The sequence below is a fragment of the Acinetobacter sp. MYb191 genome (assembly GCF_037572605.1).
GTDB classification, from domain to species: Bacteria; Pseudomonadota; Gammaproteobacteria; order Pseudomonadales; family Moraxellaceae; genus Acinetobacter; species Acinetobacter johnsonii.
In genome coordinates, this window is record NZ_JBBGZP010000008.1 from 256,188 (window position 1) to 282,127 (window position 25,940).

23 protein-coding genes and 1 pseudogene are annotated in these 25,940 nt (G+C 41.3%); 13 read left to right on the plus strand and 11 right to left on the minus strand.

Translation table 11 applies throughout. From position 1 onward, the window contains the following. The first annotated feature begins 84 nt into the window (after positions 1-84). The 6 genes from WH214_RS04430 to WH214_RS04455 all read left to right on the plus strand — a co-directional run bounded on the left by WH214_RS04430 (position 85) and on the right by WH214_RS04455 (position 5,790). A complete protein-coding gene (locus WH214_RS04430) occupies positions 85-1,488 on the plus strand; it encodes an amino acid permease (RefSeq protein WP_004695775.1) in 1,404 nt (467 codons plus the stop codon). 133 nt (positions 1,489-1,621) lie between these two features. Then, on the plus strand, positions 1,622-1,846 hold the full coding sequence (locus WH214_RS04435) for a hypothetical protein (protein ID WP_125273268.1): 225 nt from the start codon (positions 1,622-1,624) through the stop codon (positions 1,844-1,846). Positions 1,847-1,878: 32 nt separating this feature from the next. Beyond that, on the plus strand, positions 1,879-3,129 hold the full coding sequence (gene lysA / locus WH214_RS04440) for a diaminopimelate decarboxylase (RefSeq protein WP_339422376.1): 1,251 nt from the start codon (positions 1,879-1,881) through the stop codon (positions 3,127-3,129). A gap of 6 nt (positions 3,130-3,135) precedes the next feature. Then, on the plus strand, positions 3,136-3,981 hold the full coding sequence (gene dapF / locus WH214_RS04445; RefSeq protein WP_004695783.1) for a diaminopimelate epimerase: 846 nt from the start codon (positions 3,136-3,138) through the stop codon (positions 3,979-3,981). 153 nt (positions 3,982-4,134) lie between these two features. Beyond that, the gene (locus WH214_RS04450) at positions 4,135-5,046 is read left to right on the plus strand and encodes a tyrosine recombinase XerC (protein WP_339422377.1); all 912 of its coding nucleotides are present in this window, start codon (positions 4,135-4,137) and stop codon (positions 5,044-5,046) included. A gap of 345 nt (positions 5,047-5,391) precedes the next feature. Continuing rightward, a complete protein-coding gene (locus WH214_RS04455; protein ID WP_339422378.1) occupies positions 5,392-5,790 on the plus strand; it encodes a hypothetical protein in 399 nt (132 codons plus the stop codon). Here WH214_RS04455 and WH214_RS04460 read toward each other — a convergent pair. Together WH214_RS04460 and WH214_RS04465 are read right to left on the minus strand one after the other, a co-directional pair. Continuing rightward, a pseudogene (locus WH214_RS04460) lies at positions 5,717-6,322 on the minus strand (GNAT family N-acetyltransferase). The gene WH214_RS04455 and the pseudogene WH214_RS04460 sit on opposite strands and share 74 nt — an antisense overlap. Then, positions 6,322-6,816 (minus strand): Lrp/AsnC family transcriptional regulator, encoded by a 495-nt coding sequence (locus tag WH214_RS04465; RefSeq protein WP_004695793.1) that lies wholly within the window; start codon positions 6,814-6,816, stop codon positions 6,322-6,324. The pseudogene WH214_RS04460 and the gene WH214_RS04465 overlap by 1 nt, the downstream one beginning before the upstream one ends. A gap of 114 nt (positions 6,817-6,930) precedes the next feature. Here WH214_RS04465 and WH214_RS04470 point away from each other — a divergent pair, with 114 nt between their 5' ends. The 6 genes from WH214_RS04470 to WH214_RS04495 all read left to right on the plus strand — a co-directional run bounded on the left by WH214_RS04470 (position 6,931) and on the right by WH214_RS04495 (position 14,434). After that, the gene (locus WH214_RS04470; RefSeq protein WP_125273272.1) at positions 6,931-7,536 is read left to right on the plus strand and encodes a LysE family translocator; all 606 of its coding nucleotides are present in this window, start codon (positions 6,931-6,933) and stop codon (positions 7,534-7,536) included. Positions 7,537-8,017: 481 nt separating this feature from the next. Next, a complete protein-coding gene (locus tag WH214_RS04475) occupies positions 8,018-8,770 on the plus strand; it encodes an electron transfer flavoprotein subunit beta/FixA family protein (RefSeq protein WP_005400499.1) in 753 nt (250 codons plus the stop codon). A gap of 17 nt (positions 8,771-8,787) precedes the next feature. Further along, positions 8,788-9,723 (plus strand): FAD-binding protein, encoded by a 936-nt coding sequence (locus tag WH214_RS04480; protein WP_259233051.1) that lies wholly within the window; start codon positions 8,788-8,790, stop codon positions 9,721-9,723. Positions 9,724-10,020: 297 nt separating this feature from the next. Then, on the plus strand, positions 10,021-10,629 hold the full coding sequence (locus tag WH214_RS04485; RefSeq protein ID WP_339992927.1) for a hypothetical protein: 609 nt from the start codon (positions 10,021-10,023) through the stop codon (positions 10,627-10,629). 306 nt (positions 10,630-10,935) lie between these two features. Beyond that, entirely contained in the window at positions 10,936-13,917 is a 2,982-nt protein-coding gene (gene gyrA, locus WH214_RS04490; protein ID WP_339422380.1) for a DNA gyrase subunit A, read from the plus strand. 73 nt (positions 13,918-13,990) lie between these two features. Then, entirely contained in the window at positions 13,991-14,434 is a 444-nt protein-coding gene (locus WH214_RS04495; RefSeq protein ID WP_184118058.1) for a DUF3887 domain-containing protein, read from the plus strand. A gap of 33 nt (positions 14,435-14,467) precedes the next feature. Here the strand turns inward: WH214_RS04495 and WH214_RS04500 are convergent, their stop codons facing one another. The 4 genes from WH214_RS04500 to WH214_RS04515 are packed head-to-tail and all read right to left on the minus strand — an operon-like array spanning position 14,468 to position 19,370. Continuing rightward, positions 14,468-15,556, minus strand: a complete 1,089-nt coding sequence (locus WH214_RS04500; protein ID WP_339422381.1) for an ABC transporter permease — start codon at positions 15,554-15,556, stop codon at positions 14,468-14,470. Further along, entirely contained in the window at positions 15,553-16,683 is a 1,131-nt protein-coding gene (locus WH214_RS04505) for an ABC transporter permease (protein WP_339422382.1), read from the minus strand. The genes WH214_RS04500 and WH214_RS04505 overlap by 4 nt, the downstream gene beginning before the upstream one ends. Further along, positions 16,683-17,831, minus strand: coding sequence for an HlyD family secretion protein (locus WH214_RS04510; protein ID WP_339422383.1), 1,149 nt, complete (start codon positions 17,829-17,831; stop codon positions 16,683-16,685). The genes WH214_RS04505 and WH214_RS04510 overlap by 1 nt, the downstream gene beginning before the upstream one ends. A 21-nt stretch (positions 17,832-17,852) precedes the next feature. Next, a complete protein-coding gene (locus tag WH214_RS04515; RefSeq protein ID WP_445206349.1) occupies positions 17,853-19,370 on the minus strand; it encodes a TolC family protein in 1,518 nt (505 codons plus the stop codon). Positions 19,371-19,710: 340 nt separating this feature from the next. On the opposite strand from WH214_RS04515, the gene serC reads away from it, so the two are divergent. Beyond that, positions 19,711-20,790, plus strand: coding sequence for a 3-phosphoserine/phosphohydroxythreonine transaminase (gene serC / locus WH214_RS04520; RefSeq protein ID WP_339422384.1), 1,080 nt, complete (start codon positions 19,711-19,713; stop codon positions 20,788-20,790). Between the two features lie 121 nt (positions 20,791-20,911). Here the strand turns inward: serC and WH214_RS04525 are convergent, their stop codons facing one another. From WH214_RS04525 to map, 5 genes are all read right to left on the minus strand, one after another. Continuing rightward, entirely contained in the window at positions 20,912-21,868 is a 957-nt protein-coding gene (locus WH214_RS04525) for a TauD/TfdA dioxygenase family protein (RefSeq protein ID WP_339422385.1), read from the minus strand. A gap of 167 nt (positions 21,869-22,035) precedes the next feature. Beyond that, on the minus strand, positions 22,036-22,170 hold the full coding sequence (locus tag WH214_RS04530) for a hypothetical protein (RefSeq protein WP_004982541.1): 135 nt from the start codon (positions 22,168-22,170) through the stop codon (positions 22,036-22,038). Continuing rightward, positions 22,163-23,371, minus strand: a complete 1,209-nt coding sequence (locus WH214_RS04535; RefSeq protein WP_339992929.1) for an MFS transporter — start codon at positions 23,369-23,371, stop codon at positions 22,163-22,165. The genes WH214_RS04530 and WH214_RS04535 overlap by 8 nt, the downstream gene beginning before the upstream one ends. 154 nt (positions 23,372-23,525) lie before the next feature. Then, positions 23,526-24,596, minus strand: coding sequence for an OmpW/AlkL family protein (locus WH214_RS04540; RefSeq protein WP_159127340.1), 1,071 nt, complete (start codon positions 24,594-24,596; stop codon positions 23,526-23,528). A 327-nt stretch (positions 24,597-24,923) separates the two neighbouring features. Then, positions 24,924-25,751, minus strand: coding sequence for a type I methionyl aminopeptidase (map, locus tag WH214_RS04545; RefSeq protein WP_004695821.1), 828 nt, complete (start codon positions 25,749-25,751; stop codon positions 24,924-24,926). Positions 25,752-25,940 lie beyond the last annotated feature (189 nt).

Genomic DNA, 25,940 nt, shown 5'->3' on the forward strand with positions numbered 1-25,940 from the left:
AATATAGATTAATACAATTTTATTTTTATTTTTTTGTTCTTTTCGGGTAATTTTGGCGACTGGAAATAAAAGATGACATCAAGAATGAGTTTAGAAAATACAGAATCGACCTCTGAACAAGGTGATTTAAAACGGAGTTTATCCAACCGCCATTTACAACTCATTGCGATTGGCGGTGCGATTGGTACAGGTTTATTTATGGGGTCGGGAAAGACGATTAGTCTCGCTGGACCATCTATTTTAATCATTTACATGATTATTGGTTTTATGGTGTTTTTGGTCATGCGCGCGCTTGGCGAATTACTGCTGTCTAACTTGAAGTACAAATCGTTTATCGATTTCTCTACCGATTTGATTGGGCCGTGGGCAGGCTATTTCGTTGGTTGGACCTATTGGTTATGTTGGATCACGATTGGTATCGCGGACTTATCAGCCATTATTTATTACCTTCAGTTCTTTAATGGAGGGATGCCGTTCACACCTGGGGAAGGGGTGATGATCAGTGTTGCGGCCATTGTGTTCATCATGGGCTTGAACTTGGTCACGGTGAAACTGTTTGGTGAGCTGGAGTTCTGGTTTGCACTGATTAAGATTATTGCCATTGTGGTGTTGATTGCCGTTGGTTTATGGATGATCTTTACAGGTTTCACTTCAACGACGGGTGAAATTGCATCATTTAGTCATCTTTGGTCACATGGAGGAATGTTCCCAACAGGCGTGACAGGCTTCCTTGCGGGTTTCCAAATTGCGATCTTTGCCTTTGTAGGTGTAGAGCTGGTCGGTACCACGGCTGCTGAAACTAAAGACCCAGAAAAGAATTTGCCTAAAGCGGTGAACTCGATTCCAATTCGTATCATTGTTTTCTATGTGCTGTCTTTAGTGATTGTAATGTCTGTGACACCATGGAACGTGATTGATCCGGCGGTTTCGCCTTTTGTGAACTTGTTTAGTCAAGCGGGTATTGCAGCAGCAGCAATCATCATGAACTTGGTGGTATTGTCTTCTGTGATGTCATCAATGAATAGTGGTGTGTTTTCAACGTCGCGTATGTTGTTTGGTTTGTCTCGTGAAGATCAAGGGCCAAAAGCATTTGGCCACTTAAACAAGCGTGCTGTTCCTGCAAATGCATTGTACTTTTCAGCAATTTGTTTACTGTTAGGTGCTGCACTACAGTACTTTGTACCAAATACTGTTGAAGCCTTTACTTTGGCAACTACACTGTCGACGATTTTGTTTATCTGTGTCTGGATTATGATTATCTGGAGCTACATTGTGTATTACAAAACACGTCCAGAGTTACATGCAAAATCGACTTTTAAACTACCAGGTGGTCTATTTACCTGTTGGTTTGTGATCGTTTTCTTCATTGGTGTGATCTATGTGTTATCACTTGAAGCTGATACAATGAAAGCTTTAATGGTGAGTCCGATTTGGTTCATCATTTTGATTATTGGTTATTTTGGTTTCTACAAACCGAAACATAAATAATCGAAACCATTCAAAAAAACGCCAGTCTTTAACTGGCGTTTTTTTTTAACTCACTATAATCTTTAGCGCTTAGTGGTTTGGTCATGTATGTTGATCAGGTTATACTTCTTCAAAATATCAAATAGGTGATCAGATGCGTTCTGTCATTTGCTGCATCAGTGTCTTGGTGATGAGTACTGCATTCGTCGGTTGTGGTCAGTCTGGTACATTACATATGCCAAATGATCCAAACTACGACAAACGAGCGAAATATTTGCTTTATAAAGATGCAGCATCTAAGCCGTCTGCACAAAAGGAAGATACCGTGCCCGTGAAGCAAGAGTTTGCTGCACCTTCAGTTGAAACCAATCAGCCTTAATACCTTAAACGCTTCATAGAAAGGATACATTCATGAGTTTTACCCGCAATCATGGGGTTTTGCATGCTGAGCAATGCTCACTGCAACAGCTTGCGCAGCAATTTGGTACACCACTGTATGTTTATTCAAAAGCGACTTTTGAAAAACACTTTACAGAGATGGATCGTGCTTTTGACTTTATCGATCATCAAATTTGTTTTGCGGTCAAGTCAAACTCAAACATTGCGGTATTGAATGTCCTTGCGAAGCTCGGTGCGGGTTTTGATATTGTGACGGGCGGAGAATTAGCTCGTGTACTAAAAGCGGGTGGCGATGCTTCTAAAATTGTCTTTTCGGGTTTAGGTAAAACTGAGATTGATGTTCAAAAAGCATTAGAAGTGGGTATTGCATGCTTCAATGTCGAGTCTCATGCAGAGCTGGATCGTATTCAAAAAGTTGCAGCGAAGCTCGGCAAAAAAGCACCCATTTCATTGCGCGTCAATCCAGATGTAGATGCGAAAACGCATCCTTACATTTCAACAGGTTTGAAAGAAAATAAATTTGGGATTCCGTCAGATACAGTGTTTGAAACCTATCAATATGCTGCAACGCTGCCGAATTTAGACATTATTGGTATCGACTGCCATATTGGTTCCCAGTTGACCGAAACACAGCCTTTTGTGGATGCTCTAGATCGTGTGATTGTGATGATCGATCAGCTGAAAACCATGGGTATTCAGTTGAAACACATCGATATTGGTGGTGGTTTAGGCGTGACTTATAAAGATGAAGTGCCGCCTACCGTTTTTGAATATGCCAATGCAATGAAGCCCGCTTTAGAAAAATTGGGTTTGAAAGTGTATATGGAACCGGGACGTAGTATTTCGGCAAATGCAGGGGTACTCCTGACCAAAGTTGATTTACTCAAACCGACTATTCACCGTAACTTTGCGATTATTGACGCAGCCATGAACGACTTGATTCGTCCTGCACTGTATGAAGCATGGATGGATATTCAGCCCGTTACACCGAGTTCAGATGTCGAGGCAAAAGAGTGGGATGTGGTTGGTGCGATTTGTGAAACAGGTGATTTCTTAGGTAAAGAGCGTGTGCTTGCACTCAAAGAAAATGACGTACTGGCTGTATTGGGTGCTGGCGCTTATGGTTTTGTCATGAGTTCAAATTACAACAGTCGCGGTCGTGCCGCTGAAGTGATGGTGGATGGTGAAAACGCACATTTGATTCGTGAGCGTGAAACCATTGAGTCGCTTTGGGACAAAGAACGTTTATTGCCTGAAGGATAATTCAAGATGTTATTAGAATTTACCAAAATGCATGGTCTAGGCAATGACTTTATGGTGGTTGATTTAATCAGTCAAAGAGCATTCCTTGATACTGTCACGATTCAGCGCTTGGCGGATCGCCATTTCGGCATTGGTTTTGATCAGTTGTTGATTGTTGAGCCACCTGATTTACCCAATGTCGACTTCAAATACCGTATTTTCAATGCCGATGGTTCTGAAGTTGAACAATGTGGTAATGGCGTGCGTTGCTTTGCGCGTTTTGTACATGAGCGTCAGCTCACTACAAAGACCAAGATTAAAGTGCAAACCAAGGCTGGGATTGTGGAACCCGAACTCGGTCAAAATGGCTGGGTACGTGTAAATATGGGCTATCCAAAATTCTTACCGCAGGAAATTCCATTTATTGCGGATGCACCAGAAGCTTTGTATGACATTGCTTTGGCGAACAATGAGCAATTGACCATTGATGTGGTCAATATGGGCAACCCCCATGCAGTTACTATCGTTCCCGACGTGATTACAGCTGATGTTGCGCGTTTAGGCCCTCAGGTTGAATCGCATGAGCGTTTTCCACAGCGTGTGAATGCAGGGTTTATGCAAATCATTGATGAAAAGCATGCGCGTTTACGTGTATTTGAACGTGGAGTAGGCGAAACCTTGGCCTGTGGGACAGGGGCTTGTGCTGCTGCGATTTCAGGTATGCGCCGTGGTTTACTCGATTCATCTGTTGAGATTGAACTGGCAGGTGGTAAGTTACATATTGAATGGCGTGAAGGTGATGTCGTTTGGATGACGGGTCCAACCTCAAATGTCTACGAAGGACGCATTGATCTGAGTTACTATCAAAACTAAGTTTAGCCTTACATAAGAAGCACTGATTCGTCAGTGCTTTTTTTATGAAAAATGAAATAGGCATATAAAGGGCTGAGACAGTGCTACTATGCAAAAGAAAATCAACCTTTCACCGAATAGAACTATAGAGGCTGACTTGTGACTTTTGAGCCGATGCAACTGCTCGAGATGTGGTTAAAACAACGAGAAATACAAAATCAGTCTGCCCATACTTTGCAGGCTTATGAACGAGATGTGTCTGATTTTTTATTATTTTGCGCACAGAAAAAGCTTGAATTGGGCGATGTTGAAGCCACAGATTTACGTGAATTTATTGCGCAAAAAGTTGAATATCAACAGTTGAGTTCTAGTAGTTTACAGCGGATGTTGTCTTCTATTCGTCAGTTTATGAAATGGGCTGAGCAGGGGCAACATTTGGCTTTTAACCCCGCCGATGACTTTCAACTCAAACGTAAACCTCGTCCTTTACCAGGGCTAGTGGATATTGAAACTATCAATCAAATTTTGGATCAGGCCTTGCCTGAGAAAGAAATCGAACAGCAAATGTGGTATCGAGACAAAGCTTTGCTTGAGCTGCTTTATGCCAGTGGATTACGCTTAGCGGAAGTGCAGGGCTTAAGAATTAAAGACATCGACTTTAACCGACAGTTACTACGTATTACAGGTAAGGGCAATAAAACTCGGGTTGTACCTTTTGGTTCAAAAGCCAAAGATGCGGTAATGAAATGGCTGAGCATTTATCCGCTATGGAATGGTGATTTTGTTCCAGATGCACAAGTTTTTATTACTCAAAAGGGCAATCCTTTGGGGATGCGCCAGATTGAAAATCGGGTCAAGTTTCAAGCACAGCGTGCAGGGGTAAATATCGATTTGCATCCGCATTTACTGCGCCATTGTTTTGCTAGTCATATGCTGTCAAACAGTGGTGACTTGCGTGCAGTTCAGGAAATGTTAGGACACAGTAACTTAAGTACCACCCAAATTTATACCCATGTCGATTTTGACAGACTGGCTCAAGTGTATGATCAGACGCATCCTCGAGCACAACAAAAGGTGAAAACTTAGTTCATTCATACTTTAAAAATAGTGTCATATAATGCATGCACTATATCGCTGTGTTTTCGGTTGAATGCCAAAATCCAGAGCAAACAGTGTAAACAGATAATTAGATACCCATGTAAGCGCTAAGCACAGGGAGGTCTGTGAAATTCGGCATTATTATTGTTTTAATTACTCTTACTTGAATCAGCGAGATCAATAAGTAGCAATCATCGCTCACTTTTGTTAGAAAAAGTGTGATTATGAACTTTTGTAGAATAATAAATCGGCAAAAAATAGAGTATAAACTTAAAAGAGGATGGGCTTAATGTTCCAGTTTAATGAAACGGTAGATTTAAGCTTATATTGAAGATGACAAATGTGAAAATAGGTCAGTATATGATTTCAGATATACAAGCAAAGTATGATCAACTCAGCTCCGCGCAAAAAGAAATTTTTGCGGGCTATGGTTTGCGTCAGGTCAAACACTTTGTTGAAATTAGTTTAGCCAATATTGAATCTGCACTGCCTGAAAATGCATTTGTTCAAGGCGTCAATGCAGCAGGTAAAGTTCAGGCTTTGAATGCAGAGACTGGGCAATACTATTTATGGATTTCCGATTTACAGTGGCAAGCGACTGCACAGCCCTCAAATAGCATTGATTTGAAAGATGACTTTCTTGAAGTCTGGAAAATTTTTAATCTTGGACAATATGAATTGATTGATTTAAGTCATATTCATCGTGATTTTTTAGAAAGTCAGTTGGCTTAATAGCATAGAGTGTATGTCGAAGCAGTGGGCTATTTTGATCGAGTTTAGGATGATTAAAATAGCCACGATGTTGCATGCCGAGACGTTTCATTACCGCTTCAGAAGCCCTATTTTGAACTGCGGTAAAAGCAACAACTTCATCCAGTTTTAAAACCGAAAAAGCAAAATATAGACAAGCCTGTGCAGCTTCTGTGGCATAACCCTGATGCCAAAACTTCGAGTCCAATCGCCAACCAATTTCGACACAGGGTGAAAAATCAAAGCACTCAGGTTGAGCATGTAAGCCTGTAAATCCAATGAACTCTTGACTATGCTTCAGTTCGACTGCCCAAAAGCCCCAACCATTTTGATTGATGAATTGCTAAAACGTTTGCGCAAGGGCATCGCTTTCTGTTTGCGTGAGTGGACTAGGAAAATAACGCATCACTTGAGTATCGGCATTTAGCTGCGCAAATGCCGGAAAGTCATCTGTGCGCCAAGCTTTTAGACGTAAACGCGCCGTTTCTATCGCAAAATTTAAATGCGCTGACATTAGATTTCATCAAGCGGGAGTTGGAAACTTTGTTTAATGATTTGACTTGGCAAGTCTGTTTTGACACTGGTAATGCCATTCTTTTTGGTCAAATGTGTGGATTGGAACTCACGATAGCTTTCTAAATCAGGTACTACAACTTTCAGCATTGCATCGCATTCCCCTAAAATAATGTAGCATTCCATGACTTGAGGGAGCTCTTTCATGGCTTCAATAAAGGTGTCGATGGTTTCGGCATCTTGACCGACCAGCCAAATACGCGAGAACAGAATCAGTTGAAGGCCAATTTTTTGTGGATCAACCACTGTAGTATAATTTTGAATAACACCTGCTTCTTCTAATAGTTTGACGCGTCTTAGGCATGAAGACGGTGATAGACCGATTTCTCGTGCTAAGTCATTATTTTGAATGCGGCCATTGTCTTGTAAGTGGCGAATGATATTTTTATCAATACGGTCAAGTTTTATGCGCACAGACTTTGGTGATTGTTTCATATCTTAGAATATAATTTGAAAAATACGTTTTATTATAGAATAAATTGAAAGCCAATTTTGTATTATTTCGCACATACTAATTTTCACTTTCTAATGGATGAAAGGGGAAAGGAAATGTCTGTATATGTACTCTTTGCACTGACCGTGCTGCCGCTGATTTTTACACCTGGGCCAGATATGTTATTTATTCTGTCTCAAGTTATGGGCAAAGATGCAAAAGCAGGCATGATGGCGACTGTCGGCGTATGTACAGGCTATTTACTACATTCAATTTTAGTGGCTTTGGGTATTGCTGCCATTATTGTGTCTTTCCCACTTTTATTTGAAACCATCCGCTGGTTGGGCATTGCATATTTGTTGTATTTGGCCTTTGGTTTATTAAAGTCAGTTTTTAGCACTAAAAAATTGCAACTAGACCGAAAAACGGAAAATAACCCGATCAAAAAAGGCTTTTTTACCGCACTGTTAAATCCCAAAGGTATGCTCATCTATTTTGCAATCTTGCCGCAATTTATCGATAAATCTGCCAACACTGTCAGTCAAGGTTTGATTTTATCTTTACTCTTTATCGCGATGATTTTTGTGGTCTACTGTAGTTTGAGTCTGGTTTTTGCAAAACTGACTCAGAAGGCTCCAATAGATGAACGTAAGCAAAAATGGATTGATGGTACTTCAGGTGGTCTGTTGGCATTGGCCGCGACATGGCTGATTGCCAATTAAACTCAGAGAAGCATGTCAGAATGGCATGCTTTTTTTTGAGGAAGTTTTTTAGATTGGTTAATAAAACAGCAATATTGTGTCATCGTATGTCTAGAATAATGAGTATTTGAATCTAAGGCTGCGTGATCTATCTTAAATGACAGATTTGTGAAGCCTGATAAAGATGTGAACAGACAGTCAATAATCTATTTAATGGTGAATATTAGAGAAAAGAAATCAAATCTTTGAATAATGTAAATCAAATAAAAATATAATAAAAATCATAACTTAATCTGAGTGCGATTTTGTGCAAATATAGTGCGTACAAAAAAGTATGAACGCGTCGTTCAGCTAAATTTACGCATTTTTACAGCTCTTTGGTGAATTGTGACTTGACCGAAATGCCGTACACATTGCAAGATAGGGCACCTAAAAAAATTTAAGTGAAGAGTTAAACTAACTTTTCTCAACATTTACATTTGCTAAAACAGCCGAGGATTACATGAAGGCTCTTGTTGCTGTAAAACGTGTGGTTGATGCCAACGTTAAAGTTCGCGTTAAGCCGGACAACAGTGGTGTTGACTTAACCAACGTTAAAATGTCAATTAACCCATTCTGTGAAATCGCAGTGGAAGAAGCGGTTCGCTTAAAAGAAAAAGGAACTGTTTCAGAAATCATCGTAGTTTCTATTGGCCCTAAAGAAGCGCAAGAGCAAATCCGTTCTGCTATGGCGCTTGGTGCTGACCGTGGTATCTTGGTTGAAGCTGATGACAGCCAACTGGGTGCTTTAGAAATTGCGAAAGTGTTGAAAGGCGTTGTTGACGCTGAACAACCTCAGTTGATTCTTCTTGGTAAGCAAGCAATTGATGATGACTCTAACCAAGTCGGCCAAATGCTTGGTGCGCTTCTAGGTGCAGGTCAAGGTACTTTTGCTTCTGAAGTTAAAGTTGATGGTGACAAAGTACAAGTAACTCGTGAAATCGACGGTGGTTTACAAACTGTTGAACTTGCACTTCCAGCGATCATCACCACTGACTTACGTTTGAACGAGCCACGTTATGCTGCTCTTCCAAACATCATGAAAGCGCGTAAAAAACCGCTGGATACGAAGTCTCCTGCTGATTTTGGTGTTTCCACAACAACTAAACTTAAAACAGTTAAAGTTGAAGCGCCTGCTGAACGTAAAGCTGGCGTACAAGTGAAGTCTGTAGACGAACTTGTAGAAAAACTAAAAAATGAAGCGAAAGTGATCTAATACAGAAGGATAAAATCATGAGTATTTTAGTTATCGCTGAGCACGACAACAAAGCACTAAACGGTGCAACTTTAAACGTTGTTGCTGCAGCTCAAAAAATCGGTGGTGATATCACTGTATTAGTTGCTGGTTCTGGCGCTCAAGCTGTTGCTGATGCTGCTGCAAAAGTTGCGGGTGTAAGCAAAGTATTACTTGCTGACAACGCAGTTTATGCAAACCAATTGGCTGAAAACGTTGCTGCTTTGGTTGCAGATATTGCTAAAGGTGGTTTCAAACACGTATTGGCTGCATCAACTACAACGGGTAAGAATATTCTTCCACGTGTGGCTGCACTTCTTGATGTCAGCATGATTACAGACATCATTGCTGTTGAATCTGCAAATACGTTCAAGCGTCCAATCTATGCAGGTAACGCGATTGCAACAGTTCAGTCTGATGAAGCAATCATTGTTGGTACGGTACGTGGTACAGCATTTGACCCTGTCGCTGCTGAAGGTGGTTCTGCTGCGGTTGAAGCTGTAAGCGAAGCAAAAGATGCTGGTATCTCTAAGTTTGTTGCTGAAGAGATCGTAAAATCTGAACGCCCAGAATTAACTGCTGCGCGTATCGTGGTTTCAGGTGGTCGTGGTGTGGGTTCAGGTGAGAACTACCATACTGTTCTTGATCCATTGGCTGACAAATTGGGCGCTGCTCAAGGTGCATCACGTGCTGCGGTTGACGCTGGCTTCGTTCCAAACGACATGCAAGTAGGTCAAACAGGTAAAATTGTTGCTCCTGATCTGTATATCGCTGTAGGTATCTCTGGTGCGATCCAGCACTTGGCAGGTATGAAAGACTCTAAAGTGATCGTTGCGATCAACAAAGACGAAGAAGCACCTATCAATGCAGTAGCAGATTACTGGTTAGTAGGTGATTTGAATACCGTTGTTCCAGAGTTGGTAGCTAAAATCTAACTCCTGACAACGTTTCAAAAAAACGCTTTTGTGCAAGCAGTTTAAGCAATCCTTAACTGCCATGTGCAAGAGCGTTTTTTTATGCGCGTAAATCATTTTTCAGTATCATAAAAAATCAAAATCACTTGATATTTATTTTGTTATTTTAAATCATTGTATTCTGCAAATAATAATGAAAATTTAAGCATTTCTTAAGATGAGTGTGCATCTGAATATTCAGATTTATGATACTATTTGCCATCCATTTTTAAGCTTAACTTACACAAAACTTTTTTTGTTAAGTTGGGAGTTGTAATCTTGCTGATTGATACTCGAGTATCTTGGTCTGTTCTGATCCTTGCTGTTCTGTGTTTAATATTTCCATTTTTAGCTGATCTACAGTTTCCACTTTTAGGTGGTGCTGTTGTACGTGGCGTGGAAAATATTCAAGCGTTACTTTTATTGATATTTGCTGTATTTAGCTATTTTTACATGCAGCCGATGCGTCTTCCTAAGGGTAAAAAGTATTTTTGGATCTGGGCTGTACTGTGGTGGTTGCTTCTATTTGGGCGTAGCACCAGTTGGGGTAGAGACTATTTTTCCGAAGTCCCAAAAGTATATTTTAGTGGCATCTCGGTGGTTTTGATTGGTTCAGTCGTATTTATGTTATTGGTGAAACCATTGCGCGATGAGATTGCGATAAAAATGAAGAGCATGACGATTCCTGCTTGGGCAATGCTGCTCACGGTGTTGGGTTTGATTATTTCTGACGGCATTGAGCACAGCCGCATTTATGGTGGAATTTTCTTACATCAGATTGCTTATAAAGACCTGATGGAGGAGCTATATGAGTTTCCTTTAATACTGGGCTTGTTTATGGTGGCATTTCATATTATGCAGCGCGATAAGCAAGGGATCGATCAGTAAGTCCAAAGATAGGCAAGACATGGCTTAAAGCTCTCAAAAATGAGGGCTTTTTTGCATTTTATGCAACGCTGATAGGGAATGTGATGGAGCTGTAAATGTACATCCTATACATGTGTAAAAAATAACCCCTAAATTAAAGAAAATTAACGAGATTAACTGTGGTGACGTGACACAAAAATCAGAGTGTTTATGCTATAATTTACGGCTATATTTCAGTTTTTAGTTCAGTATTTTGAACTAATAATTTTGCAAGTTTTACGACATATAAATGCAAGCGGTTTTACGTTTGTAGAATAAGGAGTATGCATGAGCGTATCGGAAATCAGACCGATTGCGATTGAGGATGAACTCAAGAACTCGTATCTTGACTATGCAATGAGCGTGATTGTTTCTCGTGCTTTGCCAGATGTTCGAGATGGTCTAAAACCTGTTCATCGTCGTGTGCTTTATGCAATGCACGAATTGGGTAATGACTACAACAAAGCTTATAAAAAGTCTGCCCGCGTGGTTGGTGATGTGATCGGTAAATATCACCCACACGGTGATTCTGCTGTTTATGAAACCATTGTTCGTATGGCTCAAGACTTTAGCTTGCGTTATCAATTGGTTGATGGTCAGGGGAACTTTGGTTCGGTCGATGGCGATAGCGCAGCTGCGATGCGTTATACCGAAGTTCGTATGCGTAAGTTGACTCATGAAATCCTTGCCGATCTTGAAAAAGATACGGTGGATTGGGAAGACAACTACGACGGCTCTGAACGTATTCCGCAAGTGATGCCAACGCGTATTCCTAACTTACTGATTAACGGTACTACAGGTATTGCTGTGGGTATGGCGACCAATATGGCGCCGCACAATATGACTGAAGTAGTGAACGCTTGTTTGGCCTATGCTGAAAACCCAAATATTTCAATTGAAGGATTGATGGAATATATTTCGGGTCCAGACTTTCCTACAGGTGGCATTATTTACGGTAAAGCGGGCATTGTTGATGCTTACCGTACGGGTAAAGGTCGTTTGCATATTCGTGGTAAATACCACTTTGAAGAAGACCAAAAAACAGGTCGTACCACGATCGTTTTCACAGAAATTCCATATCAAGTCAACAAAGCAAGAACGATTGAACGTATTGCTGAGTTGGTGAAAGAGAAAAAACTGGAAGGTATTTCTGAGCTACGTGATGAATCTGACAAAGACGGGATGCGTATTGCCATCGATTTAAAGCGTGGTGAAAACGCTGAAGTTGTGGTAAATAACTTATTCCAAAACACGCAGTTGGAAAACTCTTTCAGCATTAACATGGTGTGCTTAGACAACGGCCAGCCAAAGTTAATGAACTTGAAAGACATTGTTGCGGCATTTATTCGTCACCGCCAAGAAGTAGTGACGCGTCGTACCATGTTTGAATTGCGCAAAGCACGTGAACGTGGCCATATTTTAGAGGGTTTGACGGTAGCATTAGCAAATATTGATGCGATCATTGAAACCATTAAAACTTCTGCAAACCCAGCTGAGGCGCGTGAGCGTTTACAAGCAGGTGAGTGGGCAGCTGGGAATGTAATTGCACTGCTTGAAAAAGCAGGTTCTGTTTCTGTACGTCCAGACGAAATTGAAGGTGAAGATCCAAGTCGTCCGTTTGGTTTAGATGGTCAGATATATCGTTTATCGCCTGCGCAAGTTGGTGCGATTCTTGAACTTCGTTTGCACCGTTTAACGGGTCTTGAACAAGACAAGTTACAAGCTGAATATACTGAAATTTTAGGTCAAATTGCTGAACTTACAGCTATTTTAAATGACTTCAATTTATTGATGGCAGTGATTAAAGAAGAATTAGCTTTAATTTTGCAACAATACGGCGATGCTCGTCGTACCGCAATTGTTGAGTCTCGTATTGACTTCTCGCGTGAAGATTTAATTCCTGAAGAGCAAGTGGTACTGACTGTTTCAAAAACAGGTTATGCGAAAACTCAACCACTTTCAGACTATGCTGCGCAGCGTCGTGGTGGACGTGGTAAATCTGCGACCTCGATGAAAGAAGATGACTACATCCAGCATCTGATTGTGACATCTAACCATGCCACAGTGTTGTGCTTTACCAATGTTGGTAAAGTCTATCGCCTGAGAGTGTTTGAAGTGCCTCAAGCATCGCGTGGTTCGAAAGGTCGCCCAATGGTGAACTTATTGCCACTGGATGCCGATGAGACGATCACAGCAATTCTTCCTGTGATTGATGCGCCGAAGAAATTTAAAGAACGCTTAGCTGAGTTCAAAAACTTTGTGCGTAGCAATGTCGCGATATTACGTGAAAATAGTATTATCGACGCACATTATGAAGCGTTAAAAGCTTCATTCGATGAGTTGGCTGAAGATGCTGATGAACTCTCTGATGCATTACGTAAGCAATTGAAAGAGTTGGGTGTTGAGCTTTCAACAACAGATTTGGACAATGAAACCGTTGTTGAATTTGCTGATCTTGCAGAGAAAATGCGTAAGAACTTCTTTGTATTTATGGCAACAGCGTCTGGTACAGTCAAGCGTGTTGAATTAGAGCAATTTAGTAATGTTCGTTCAAATGGTTTACGTGCAATTGAGCTGAAAGAAGAAGATACCTTGATTGGTGTTGCAATCACCGATGGCGAACAGCAAATCATGTTGTTCTCAAATGAAGGTAAAGCAATTCGCTTCTCTGAAACTGATGCACGTGTGATGGGACGTACTGCAAAAGGGGTGCGTGGTATGCGTGTCACTTTAGCTGCAGCCCAGGCCGAAGATGATGTTGAAACTGACACGGATTCAGATGATGAAGAATCTTCTGATTTAAATGTGGCGAGCCGTATTGTTTCATTAGTTGTTGTACCTGAAACTGGCGAAGTACTGTGTGCTTCTGCAAATGGTTATGGGAAACGTACGCCTGTTGATGACTTCCCAACCAAGAAACGTGGTGGTAAAGGTGTTATTGCCATCAAAACATCTGAACGTAACGGTGAGTTGGTCGGTGCGGTTGCCATTGATGAATCTAAAGAGTTGATGTTGATTTCTGATGGCGGTACTTTAGTTCGTACTCGTGCCTCTGAAGTTGCTAGAACGGGTCGTAATGCACAAGGTGTACGTCTGATTCGTTTAGGTAATGAAGAAATCTTGGTCGGTGTCGTTGCTGTTGAAGCAGTTGAAGTCGAAGATGATATTTTAGATGCTTCTATTGAAACAACTGAAGAAACTGTGGTTGACGAAGTAAATGTAGATGCATCTGAAAATACAACAGATACCAATACATCGAACGAAGACTAACTGAATGAACAAGAAAAGGGCGCTTCGGCGTCCTTTTTCATATTGGCGATGACTTGGTGGTGGATAAGATTTTATGAAAGCAAAATTACTGGTTTTGAGTTGTGCGTTGGCTTTAACAGCGTGTGATAAATTGGGACAACAGGCATTGGATTCGATCCCAAATCCGAGTCCTGCTCAAGAGCAAGTGGCTCAGCAAGCTTATCAAGCCTTTACTCAGGGTGATTTTCCGCAGCTCTATACTTATTTTGAGCCAGAGTTACAGCGTGAATTTAAAACTCATGAAAAAGACATGCGCAAATTCGCAAAATCGATTCCTAAACAAGCCATTACGACTCAAAAAATTGTATCGAAACACATTGAAAAATCGACAGAAAAGCCAAGTTTGTACGCAGTTACCTATGAGTATGCTTATAGCAATAAAAACCTAGTTCAATACGATGTTGGTTTTGACAAAGCCGGCGGAAGCACAAAAATTCGCAGCTTTGATGTCAAACTTTATGGGGCTTCAACGGATTAAATGGGTAGGATTGCTATCAATACGTTCTAAAATTTAGCGATGCTTGAGACGCCAATAAGCAAATGCTGCGCACGCTATACCAAACACAAAGAGATAGAGTAGTTTCGACAGAATAAGTGCAGTTGGTACACCCATTTGGTTCAGTTGAATAAACATTTGAATCCCTTGGGTCGATGGCAAAACATTGCCCAAGTATTGCATCCAAGCGGGCATTGCGGCGTGTGGCCATGCTGTTCCTGAAAGTAGAAATAGCGGAATAGAGGTAAATACAATGACATGTCCTGCACGTTCAGGCATATCGAAAAATGTTGAAATCAACATGCCTAAAGCCACGATACAGCCTATAAAAATCGGCACGGCCAGTAACATGCCATTAAAATTCCCCCCATGTGGATAGTCATTTAACCAATAAATAAAGCCAAATAAATATAAACAACCGAGCATACCAATGGTCAGAATGGCGCAAAAAATCGCAAAAAATTCCGTCGTCGTTGGTCGCCATTTCTGTTCGCGGTATCCGCCCAATAACATCCCTAAACCGAGCACAATGGTTTGATGAATAATCAGCGGAGCAATGGCGGGGAAGATATAACTGCCATAACCCGACATGGTGTTAAAAAGCGGCGTTTGATGAATGGAAATGGCTGGGGAAAAATGCGAGATATTGCCAAATTTTTCCACATGCTCGCGTACAGCATTTTCAATTGAGGTAGCGAGACCTAGCCCAATTTGCTTGGTTATTAAGAAGTTTGCCGCGCTGAGATAGAGCCCAATCCCACCGACTTCGCCATGCCGAAGACTATTGGAAAGATTTTCGGGTAAGAGCAAAATACCATCGGCTTGCTGTTGTTTAATCATATTTTCAGCATCAAGGAAATTGCCTGTCACAGCTTTCACTTCAACATTTGGACTGAGCGCAACGTGCTGAATGATGTTATTGGTCACGATACTTTGTTCTTCATCCACAATCACAATCGGTAAAGCTTCTGCTTGCTGTGCTTTGTAGGCAGTCGGATAGAAAACACTATAGAAAATCACCGAGAGGATGAGCGTGGTTAAAATCGACTGATTGGCGATAATGTCTTTAAACGTCTTGAGGTAATAGTGCAAAAATGACTTCATGACACTGCTCCTTTGATTCGTTTTTTGAGGAGCAGGATAGAGGTCAAAGCGTAAAAGACCACATAGAGGATAAGTATGAGTAAAGGTAACAGCGATGAACTGATTGGGCTACCAATGACCCATTGTTCGGTTTGTAGTTTGGCATAAGGTGTGTAAGGGATAATATTGGCCCAAAATTTGGTAAACAGTGGTGCGTTATTTAAGGGGAGCGTCACTCCTGCAAAACTGAGCGATGAGCCGCCATACACAGCAATTAAACCAAAGGTTTTAGATAAGTTGTTGGTGGCTAAAACAATGGTGCTACTGATCAAGGCATAGGCACTATAAAATAAAAGCTGTGCCAACATGATCAACCAAAGTTGACCTGCAACAAACCAGCCGCGAATTTCGACTAGCCAAAACATCCACGCCCATGTCCATAAGCTAAAAATAAGTACATAGGTCAGGTTTTTCGTGAGAATGGCTTTAAAAGCAGATTGGTTGTTTAGCCAATTTTGCGCTGTATGAAACTTAAATTCTTGACCGACTGAAAATGCGACACAGCAGCAGAGTAGTAAATGCAAAATCGCAGGAATCATAAAGGGTTCTAAATAGAACTCATAACTCAAATTTGGGTTGTATAAGGTCGAAATTTTAACGTGTGGTGTAGGTACATCTAAATAAGGAATAGTATTTTCTAAATAGCTTTCACCAGCATAGTTTGCCATGGCTTCAACTGTGCTGATTAACATAGCTGATGAAATGGTGTTCCCCACACTAAAGTAACTTTGGTTATAGGCAATGCTGATTTCAGCATCTTTAGCTTGAACAAAACGTTGTTCGGCGCCATTGGGAATACTGACGTAACCCCAAACTTTGGTTTGGTTCAGCAGCTTTTCAACTTCGGTATTTTGATCACTGACGATGGCGACATCTAAAGTATGGTTGAGTCTCAAGTAGCGCTGTATGTTTTGGCTTAGCTCGCTTTGGTCCTGATCAATAATCGCAATAGGCAAATGTTCAGGTTTACCTTGGGCAAACATACTGGAAAAAAGCACGATAATAAACAGTGGGGCAAGCGTGACTAAACATAGATCCCACTTATGCTTCAGTAAATAGTTCAGTTCCCGCAGTAGCCCGCTTAGCATTATTTGCTCTCTTTGACTTTAAACAACACACTCATGCCAACTTTTAGGTCTGGAATGGCTTGCGCAGGCGTCAAATGAACTTTAAAGCTACGAATGTCATAGCCTCCTGTTTGGCGTGTGGTCTTAATGGTGGCAAATTCGCCTTCGGCATCAATATTCTTAATATTAAAGTTGGTATGTAGATTTAAGGCTGGAATAAAGCCTTCAATTTGTTTTGCTTGATAGATGTTGGCGTATTGGTCTTCACGAATATTCAGTGATACCCAAAGCTCGCGATCTTGAATAATACTCACAATCGGCACACCCATCGCTACCAATTCGGAGGGTTTGCCATAGGTTTTAGACACGGTACCGTCAATGGGTGAAAGTAGTTTGGTTTCAGCTTCAAGTGCATTGACTTCAGCAACAGCTGCTTTTGCAATTTGCACTTGCGCATCTGCTGAACTTTTTTGCTGTGGAGTGCTGCCACGTTCAGCCCGAGCATATTGTTGATATGCCGCTTCTGTCATTTGAGCAGCTGATTGCGCCGCAGCATGCATTTCATCACGACGTTGTCGCGAGATGACACCTTGTTGGTACAAGTTTGCACCACGTTGATAGGTGGTTTGTGCCAAAGTTTGCTGTGCTTTCAGTGCTTGCCAGTTGGCGTATAAACTTGCAATATTTTCTTCCTGAGAGCCACGGTCAGCGGTGGACTGGAGTGCTAAAGCAGCCTGTAAGCTGGCCAATGCTTGCTGTTTTTTGGCATCGACTTCTGGGCTATACAGTCGAACGAGTTCTTGGTTTTTACTGATCTTCTGTCCGTCATGTACATAAATTTCATCAATTCGACTTGGCACTTTGGTGCTAACATGGATCGTTTCTGCCTCAACCCGACCTTGGATTTCAACCGTTTTCAGTTGATAGGCCTTCCACAGTCCAAAAGCAATTACGATGAATAGAATAATAAGAGCAAGCCCCCCAATCAGCTTGATCGCTTTGGACTTTTGCTCGGGGTTTGTATTGGTTGATGCTGGCTCAGTCTGTTCGCTCTCAGTCTGTGCCTGTTCTTGAGTATTATTTGTGGTTAATTCCTCTGTTGATGGCACCGCTTGATCTTCTTGTTTTTCAGGTTTTTGCGGATCAGATTGGTTTTGATCTTGATTCATTAAATGGCTCTCATCAAAGAATTAACGAATAAATCGCGTATTGGGTTGCAGAAGATAGGTTTGGAACTGATGGATCGAACCATGACTTTGTAGAAGCGTCGCCAGTGACATGACATATTTATAGGCATTCAGTGCGGTTTCTGCTTTTAAAGCGCTGAGCATATTTTGTGCATCAATCACTTGTGTCGCTGTTCCCATATCTTCTTTAAAGGACAGTTCTTGTATACGTAAATTTTCTTGCGCTGCTTTTATATTTTGCTGTAATAACTGATCACTTTGCTGCGCTGTGGTGGCTTCGCTATACGATTTATAAATCACATTTTCAATTTCTTGTTTAGTCCGTGCTGTCATCAGTTCAGAAGCGTAGCGTTGTAATTCTGCTGCTTGGACATTTTTGTTTTTATCAATGCCTGAGAACAGATTGTACTGTGCGGCTAAGCCAATGATCCAGTTATTTTTATCGTCCAGACTGTATTCACCAAAGGCAAAAATATGTGGTTTCTTGGCGGCGTTTTGTGCGGTGACATTGGCTTGTGCCAGTTGAGTGTCCATTTGCAGTTTTTGTACTAAAGCCGATTGATCTGCATATGACCTGAGTAGGGTATTCAGATCTTGGTTTTGGGTACTGTTAATAAAGAGTGGTGTGGTGAGCTCAGTAATTTGGCTGCTTTGTAAAAGGTTATTCAGCTGAAATAAACTGGCTTTTAAATTGGCCTGACTGGCTTGCTCACTGCGTTGTGCATTGTTTTTTGCCACTTCAAATTGCATGCGCTGGCCTTTACTGATGAAGCCCTGTTGTTCGAGTTTAAGAGCATTGTCATAGTGTTTTTGCATTGCATGCCAATTATATTGGCTAGACGCGAGCAACTGTTTTTGCAGTTGAACATTGAAATAGGCTTGAATCAGTTCAAAGCGTTGTAGGTCTTGCTGTTGTTTTGTATTGAGTTCGCTACGTTTTGCTTTGATATTGGCGACTTGTTTCACACTTGAGGTTAACCCACCTGTATAAAGCGGCATCATTGCAGAAATGGTCGGGCGTATGACTTGATCTTCTAAGGTAATTTGCGAGCTATTCGGAATAAGTCCCACACCATTGTGGATGGTTTGATCAATTCCTTGCTCTAAACCACTTAAATCGCCCAAATTTGGATAGGTGTTTTGCCACTCATCAATTTTTGTGGCTACACCGTCAGTCAGTGTGTGTTCTAAATTATTTTTGAGTGCACCAAGAGGCACATCGAGCTCATTATGAAAAGCATAAGCACGTACGTTTAGATCGATACGGGGTAGCCCCAAACCTTTGACCGCTTCAGCTTCTAGTTTTGAGGCTTGTTGTAAGGCTTGAGTGGCCTGTGTGCTATACGAGTCTTGTAACACACTTTGCTCAGCTTGTTGATAGCTGATAGATGCAGCAAAAGTCGTCGAGCTGATTCCGAGACTGAGACCGAACATGCTTAATGACAAGATTGATGGCAGTGATGTACGCAATAAGAATTTGTTGGCTGGTGTATTAAGCATGTTGAATAGTCTTTGTGGCATGAGCACGACTCTTTTCTATGTTTTGCACAGTATACGCATAATCTAACTGTTCTGAATGCTGACTCAGTTACTGAATTGTTTAATTTGCAAATGTATATCAATAGATTAGCGACATTTTTAAGCAAAGGAAATGCTTTCGTTTGAGCTTAGGTGAATGGGAAAGCGCTGCTGTAATTGATTGAGCAGTGCTGAGTTCAAACTGGATCGTTGATCTTGATTGAGTTTTTGACTGTAAAGGTGAGATTACATTGAAATATTTTCAGTTGAATTTACTGCAAGCACTGGCTATCTGTGGTTAAATGCCATCATTTTATTGTGTTTCACTTTGAAAGGAAAAATCATGCGCGCGTACAACTTCTGTGCTGGTCCTGCTGCATTACCTACTGCCGTTTTAGAAAAAGCACAAGCTGAAATGCTTGATTGGCAAGGCAAAGGTCTTTCCATCATGGAAATGAGTCACCGTAGTAAAGACTATGTTGCTGTGGCTGAAAAAGCAGAAGCAGATTTACGTAAACTCATGAACATTCCAGAGAACTATAAAGTCTTGTTCCTTCAAGGTGGTGCTTCACTTCAGTTCTCCGCGATTCCTTTAAATTTGTTGGGTAAAAACAGCAAAGCGGACTATATCCATACTGGAATTTGGTCTGAGAAAGCACTGAAAGAAGCGCAGCGCTATGGCGATATCAACGTCATTGAAGCGGGTACGCAAATTGATGGAAAACTTGCCATTGCAGACTCAAGCACTTGGAACTTATCTAAAGATGCGGCTTATGTGCATTATGTAGACAATGAAACGATTGGTGGTCTTCAGTTTTCGGCTATTCCAGAAACCAATGCGCCATTGGTTGCGGATCTGTCTTCAAGTATTTTGTCTGCACCTGTTGATGTGAGTAAATTTGGTATCATTTATGCAGGTGCACAAAAGAACATTGGCCCAGCGGGTTTAACCTTGGTTATTGTTCGTGAAGATCTGCTAGATCAAGCCAAACCTGAAATTCCAAGCATCTTGAAATACGCTTCACAAGCGAAGAATGATTCGATGGTCAATACACCATCGACCTATGCATGGTACTTGTCAGGTCTGGTGTTTGAATGGTTGCTTGAACAAGGTGGTGTTGAGGCGATTCATAAAGTGAACCTTGAAAAGGCAAAACTGCTTTATGGTTATATCGATGCAAGCGATTTTTATGCAAACCCAATTGCTGTTCAAAACCGTTCAATTATGAATGTGCCGTTTACTTTGGCGAATCCAGATTTAGAAAAACTTTTCCTGAAAGAAGCTGAAGAAAACCATTTGTTGAATCTTGCGGGTCACCGATCAGTTGGTGGGATGCGCGCAAGTATTTATAACGCAGTTCCACTAGAAGGCGTTCAAGCCCTAGTGAATTTTATGGATGACTTTGCGAAACGCAATGCTTAAGTCATAGAAATAAAAAAAGCCCATCAAACGATGGGCTTTTTTATTGGTTTTTTAACAGATTATCTAAAACAATCGTGACATTTTGGTGTCATACCAATAAATCATTCATTTTATTTATCGCTTAGTAAGGACGCCCACCTGCAAGACTAATACGTTTGAGTAAGCGACGTTGATCGACCGGAAAGGGGCGACGTGAATGTAGTGTCACCTGATTATCCCAAAAGACAATATCTCCAGTTTCCCAGTGATGTTCATAGCGAAACTCAGGTTTGAGGATATGCGTACGAAGTGCAGCAATCAGTTCACTGCCTTCGGTATCATCGACATTGAGTAATTCAACTTCCGAACGGGTATTGAGCCAAAGCGCTTTACGCCCAGATTTTGGATGTGTGCGGACTAAGGGATGAGGATAGGCATGACCTAAAATGGGTTGATCTTTAAAGCGATAATAAGGGCTGTCTCCATAACCCGTATTGCCTGTATTACTTTGCGCACGGACGAATGGGTTATAAGTAATCAGCTGTAGCTGGTCGATCTGCTTTTTGACGTCATCGGGAAGTGCATCATAGGCTTTGATGGTATTGAACCAAGAGGTTTGTCCGCCGTCTTGAGGAAGCTCAAGGGCATAGAGCAGAGAGCCAAAAGAGGGAAGAGGTGTCCACTGGTGATCGGCATGTGGGGTGAGTTCGCCATGACCAGTATAGTCGCCTTGACCGACTGCATTGGAAACAGGAACCACATCGGGTGGAACACCAGTGTCAGACTGACTAGCCAGCACAGGATTGTCTGCACTTGGACGGAAAATAGAACCAAAATAGCTGGCAAAGGCTAAATATTGCAGATCATCCAAAGTTTGGTTTTTAAAAATTAAAATTAGATGTTCAGCCAAAGCTTGTTTTAAGCGATAAATGGTTTCTCCTGCTTGGGCTTTACGGGCATCTAAACCAAAAACCACAGCACCTAAGGCTTCTTCCGCCAGTGGGATAATTTGTATTTCTTCTGGATTTTGAAATTGTTCAGGTTGATGCCAACGTGGAGCATCATGAATCGCTTGTGAAAGTTGGGTTAATGCGGTCATTTTGATTATTTTCTCTAGATATGGGGTCTAGAGAAAATGTAATCAAAATATGTGTAATCTTAAAATTAAAAGAAGTTCTAAACTTATGAAAAAATTTAAAAAATACTAAGCTGATGATTATATTGCTTTTCTTTTATAATGAAATATATAGCTCAAAATATGCAGATTTAATGTGCGCAAAATGCCTGATTAAAATACTCAAACAGGTCAGGCGTATTCAGCCAAAGGCTAATCGCCAGAGCAAACAAAGCAATAATACTAATGCCGATACCGCATTTGAGCCATAAAAATGAATTAGTCATGGACAACCGCCTTTTCATCGACAAAGAAATGTACCAGTACGCCAAAAACACTCAGAATAATAGAGAACAGCCAAATCAAGTCATAATTACCTGTCACGTCATGGTTCACACCACCCAGCCATCCACCGAAAAATGAACCGACTTGATGAGTAAAGAACACGATGCCGCTCAGCATGCTCAGATATTTAATACCAAACATATTGGCCACAATACCGTTGGTCAAAGGCACTGTAGATAACCATAATAAACCCATCACCACACCAAAGCTATAGATGGTGAATGTGCTGAGCGGGAGCATTAAAAAGGCAATAATTGCAATGCCTCTGAGCCCATATAAGCCCATCAGTAACTTTGGTTTAGAATATTTCCCACCTAGCCAACCAGCAGTGTAGGTGCCAACGATATTAAATAAACCGACCAGCGCTAAGAAAACAGTTCCTGTGGTTGCATTAAAACCATGGTCAATCAAATAGCCAGGTAAATGGATACCTATAAAGACTACTTGGAAGCCACAGACCAAAAAACCAAGTGATAGGAACCAAAATGGTTTATGGTTTTTCGCAATGACTAAAATATCTTTAAAACTGAGCTGAACTTGATTGGTTGACGCATTCGGTACAACAAAGGCCGGGGCTTTGAGCATCCAGGCCAGTGGAACAATCATCGCAATTAAAAGTGCACAAACGACCAACGCCGCAGACCAGCCAAAGTTTTGTAACAGCAGTAAGGTTGACGGCAGCATAATGAACTGCCCAAAAGAACCCGCTGCACTGGCAATACCCATAGCAAGGCTACGTTTTTCAGGCGGTGCAGCACGACCCACCGCGGATAACAATACAGAAAAAGAGGTCGCAGATAATGCTAGGCCCAAAATAAGACCCACACTTAAGTTGAGTAACCAACCCGTTGAGCTGACTGCCATGAGCAGCAAACCGATGGTATACAACACACCACCGACTGCAACCACGATCTTAGAGCCATATTTATCTGCTAATGCGCCTGTAAAGGGCTGCGCAGCGCCCCAAATCAGGTTTTGCATCGCAATCGCTAGACTAAAAACATTATGTCCCCAGCTAAACTCATCACTCATAGGCACAAGGTAGAGTCCAAAGCCATGTCGGACACCTAGTGATAATGCCAGAATTATTGCACTTCCAATGAGCATATAAATCAGCGGTTTGGAAAAACGAGTTTCTGACATATTTCAACCAAAAAATGAGCTTAGAGTTCGCTATATTAAGTGAATTATTTGCTGAAAGCGATGATAAAAAATTTACTATTTGATCAATAAAAACAATGAATATTCATGAAAAAACCACGACTTGGTGTCGTCTTTTTTGTAGTTCTTTTAAGGCTTAGAACCGGTAGCCGACACCTGCATACGCTAGAATAGGGTTAATTTCAATATCGGCTGTGGATTTAATCAGTTCACCGTGCGTAGCATCTTTGACGGTGATCGTGGTTTCATTTTTAAGATGAGCATAGGACACGGAACCGACAGCAAACCATTTATCATTAAAGTCATAGGTGAAACCGACGGTTGCAATAGGCGCGAAGGCATCAGTTGCTTCTAGCTTAACTTTGGGATTGGCTGAACTTTTTTTCCCTTCAAGTGATGCGCCAGCATTTCCTTCTTTAATATTGGCAATCATATGACCTGCTGCAATCAAGTCTTTTTCAGTTTGTGGGTTAATTTCTAGCTCATTGAAGTAGGCATACATCATTCCCACACCGACATAGGGGCGGAATTTATTCACACCTGTTTTACCAAAGTGATATTGGAACTCGAAAGCAGGTGTCCACGCACGTGCAGATGCCGCAGGGCCGTGTGCTTCCAAATCGGTAATGAAAATATCATTTTCAAGTTCTAAATTTCCTAAAGCTCCGCCCATAGGTGTTGCAGTTGCTGAAAAAGGCGCATAAATTTTTCCTTTGCCTTGTAAATCGACTTTAGGTGGAATCCCTGCTTTCATTTCAAAAGAAATATTGTCGGTAAAAAAGTAATTGGTCATGATGCCCAATGTGGTGACATCATCGGCTTCTAAACCTGTGCCTGGGTTGTCCCATTGACTGAGGCCACGTATTTCAGCAGTCCCACTTAGTGCTGAGGGGACATCAGCATTAATTAAAGCTAGCCCATCAAGAGTAGCCTTTAAGAGAGGATTGACGCTACTTCCTGGCTTGATATTGTCGAGCACCGTTTGTGCTTTGATATCTCCAACTTTTGCAGTTTCGCTTTCTTTAACCGATGTGTTAACTCGGAAAGGTTGAGCTTTACCTTGTGGCATAACGTGCAAAGCACCGACCGATACAGAGAAGCGTTTAAAGCCATCACCATCTTGTAGACTAAAATAAGGTGAATCTGCATGTGCAAGCATAGGTAAAGCAGCAATAGACGTTGCTACACAAAGCAATATTTTTTTCATTCTGGGACTCCATGTCCAAATTAGCTATTCGTTTTTATAGAGCGTATTATTAAGGTTGCTGCTACGATAAAGCTGTTGTTTTTGAAGGACATGTGTTTTTGACATTTGTGAATGTCAAAACCCGTTTTGTGTGATCGTGTTACTAGCTTGCAATCTTTGTTACAGGTGAATGAATGTAATAGAAAGCTACTGTTGAGTGTTTTTTGATTCTATGTATATGTAAAATAAAAATAAATTTAAAATTCAATATTTGCTTAGTCATAAAAAAGACCACCTGAAGGTGGTCTTTTTGACAGATGGCATCATATTTCATGCCAATGACAGCAATTAAGACTGAAAGCGTGATAAATCTTCTTCAGGACGTGCAGTTAACACTTCAACCCCGTTTTTAGTGACCAACAATGTATGTTCATACTGTGCAGACAAACTATGGTCTTTGGTCACTACCGTCCATTTATCCCCCAGTAATTTAGTTTTCCAATCACCACCATTGACCATTGGTTCAATGGTAAAGGTCATGCCTTCTTCTAAAATCATGCCTGAGTTTGGTTGACCATAGTGTAAGACTTGAGGTTCGTCATGGAACACAGTCCCAATACCGTGACCACAGTATTCACGCACGACACCAAAACGTTCCGATTCGACATATTGTTGAATGGCGTGACCAATGTCGCCAATGGTTGAACCCGGCTTCACTGTTGCTATTCCACGGTACATTGCTTCTTGTGCCACTTTACATAAACGATTCGCGAGAATAGAAGTTTCGCCACCCACGATGTACATCATGTTGGTATCGCCGTGGAAACCATCTTTAATGACCGTCACATCAATATTTAAAATATCGCCTTTTTTCAACACTTTTGCATCTGAAGGAATGCCGTGACAGACCACATGGTTTACAGAAGTACAAATCACATGTTGGAAAGCAGGGCGACCTGGTGCTGCACCGTAACCTAAACATGCTGGAATCGCGTCTTGTTTATTGACAATATAATCGTGACAAATCGTATCTAACTCAAGTGTAGTCACACCTGGTTTAATATGTGGCTTGATCATATCCAAGACTTCAGCCGCCAGTCGTCCAGCCACACGCATCTTTTCGATGTCTTCAGCGCTTTTGATGAGTCGACGGGGTGCTTCGTAAGTACTGTTCATGATCTCTAAAAACTTTTGGAAATTTGTGTGTGACTATGGTATAAATAGCCGCCCATTTTATCAAATGCTTTTTCGTGAATAAATTTCACGGGCTTTGTGCGATGGGGCAATAAAATCCGCACATATATCGACACATTTCTCTGGGTGCCCGTTAGGGTGGAGGATGCGGATATATGGAGGCCTAACCCA

What these genes read in the sequence shown, in the direction of transcription:
- WH214_RS04430 (WP_004695775.1), top strand. Translation starts at nt 85, where the DNA reads ATGAGTTTAGAAAATACAGAATCGACCTCTGAACAAGGTGATTTAAAA.
- WH214_RS04435 (WP_125273268.1), top strand. Translation starts at nt 1,622, where the DNA reads ATGCGTTCTGTCATTTGCTGCATCAGTGTCTTGGTGATGAGTACTGCA.
- lysA (WP_339422376.1), top strand. Translation starts at nt 1,879, where the DNA reads ATGAGTTTTACCCGCAATCATGGGGTTTTGCATGCTGAGCAATGCTCA.
- dapF (WP_004695783.1), top strand. Translation starts at nt 3,136, where the DNA reads ATGTTATTAGAATTTACCAAAATGCATGGTCTAGGCAATGACTTTATG.
- WH214_RS04450 (WP_339422377.1), top strand. Translation starts at nt 4,135, where the DNA reads ATGCAACTGCTCGAGATGTGGTTAAAACAACGAGAAATACAAAATCAG.
- WH214_RS04455 (WP_339422378.1), top strand. Translation starts at nt 5,392, where the DNA reads ATGACAAATGTGAAAATAGGTCAGTATATGATTTCAGATATACAAGCA.
- WH214_RS04465 (WP_004695793.1), bottom strand. Translation starts at nt 6,816, where the DNA reads ATGAAACAATCACCAAAGTCTGTGCGCATAAAACTTGACCGTATTGAT.
- WH214_RS04470 (WP_125273272.1), top strand. Translation starts at nt 6,931, where the DNA reads ATGTCTGTATATGTACTCTTTGCACTGACCGTGCTGCCGCTGATTTTT.
- WH214_RS04475 (WP_005400499.1), top strand. Translation starts at nt 8,018, where the DNA reads ATGAAGGCTCTTGTTGCTGTAAAACGTGTGGTTGATGCCAACGTTAAA.
- WH214_RS04480 (WP_259233051.1), top strand. Translation starts at nt 8,788, where the DNA reads ATGAGTATTTTAGTTATCGCTGAGCACGACAACAAAGCACTAAACGGT.
- gyrA (WP_339422380.1), top strand. Translation starts at nt 10,936, where the DNA reads ATGAGCGTATCGGAAATCAGACCGATTGCGATTGAGGATGAACTCAAG.
- WH214_RS04495 (WP_184118058.1), top strand. Translation starts at nt 13,991, where the DNA reads ATGAAAGCAAAATTACTGGTTTTGAGTTGTGCGTTGGCTTTAACAGCG.
- WH214_RS04500 (WP_339422381.1), bottom strand. Translation starts at nt 15,556, where the DNA reads ATGAAGTCATTTTTGCACTATTACCTCAAGACGTTTAAAGACATTATC.
- WH214_RS04505 (WP_339422382.1), bottom strand. Translation starts at nt 16,683, where the DNA reads ATGCTAAGCGGGCTACTGCGGGAACTGAACTATTTACTGAAGCATAAG.
- WH214_RS04510 (WP_339422383.1), bottom strand. Translation starts at nt 17,831, where the DNA reads ATGAATCAAGATCAAAACCAATCTGATCCGCAAAAACCTGAAAAACAA.
- WH214_RS04515 (WP_445206349.1), bottom strand. Translation starts at nt 19,370, where the DNA reads ATGCCACAAAGACTATTCAACATGCTTAATACACCAGCCAACAAATTC.
- serC (WP_339422384.1), top strand. Translation starts at nt 19,711, where the DNA reads ATGCGCGCGTACAACTTCTGTGCTGGTCCTGCTGCATTACCTACTGCC.
- WH214_RS04525 (WP_339422385.1), bottom strand. Translation starts at nt 21,868, where the DNA reads ATGACCGCATTAACCCAACTTTCACAAGCGATTCATGATGCTCCACGT.
- WH214_RS04530 (WP_004982541.1), bottom strand. Translation starts at nt 22,170, where the DNA reads ATGACTAATTCATTTTTATGGCTCAAATGCGGTATCGGCATTAGTATT.
- WH214_RS04535 (WP_339992929.1), bottom strand. Translation starts at nt 23,371, where the DNA reads ATGTCAGAAACTCGTTTTTCCAAACCGCTGATTTATATGCTCATTGGA.
- WH214_RS04540 (WP_159127340.1), bottom strand. Translation starts at nt 24,596, where the DNA reads ATGAAAAAAATATTGCTTTGTGTAGCAACGTCTATTGCTGCTTTACCT.
- map (WP_004695821.1), bottom strand. Translation starts at nt 25,751, where the DNA reads ATGAACAGTACTTACGAAGCACCCCGTCGACTCATCAAAAGCGCTGAA.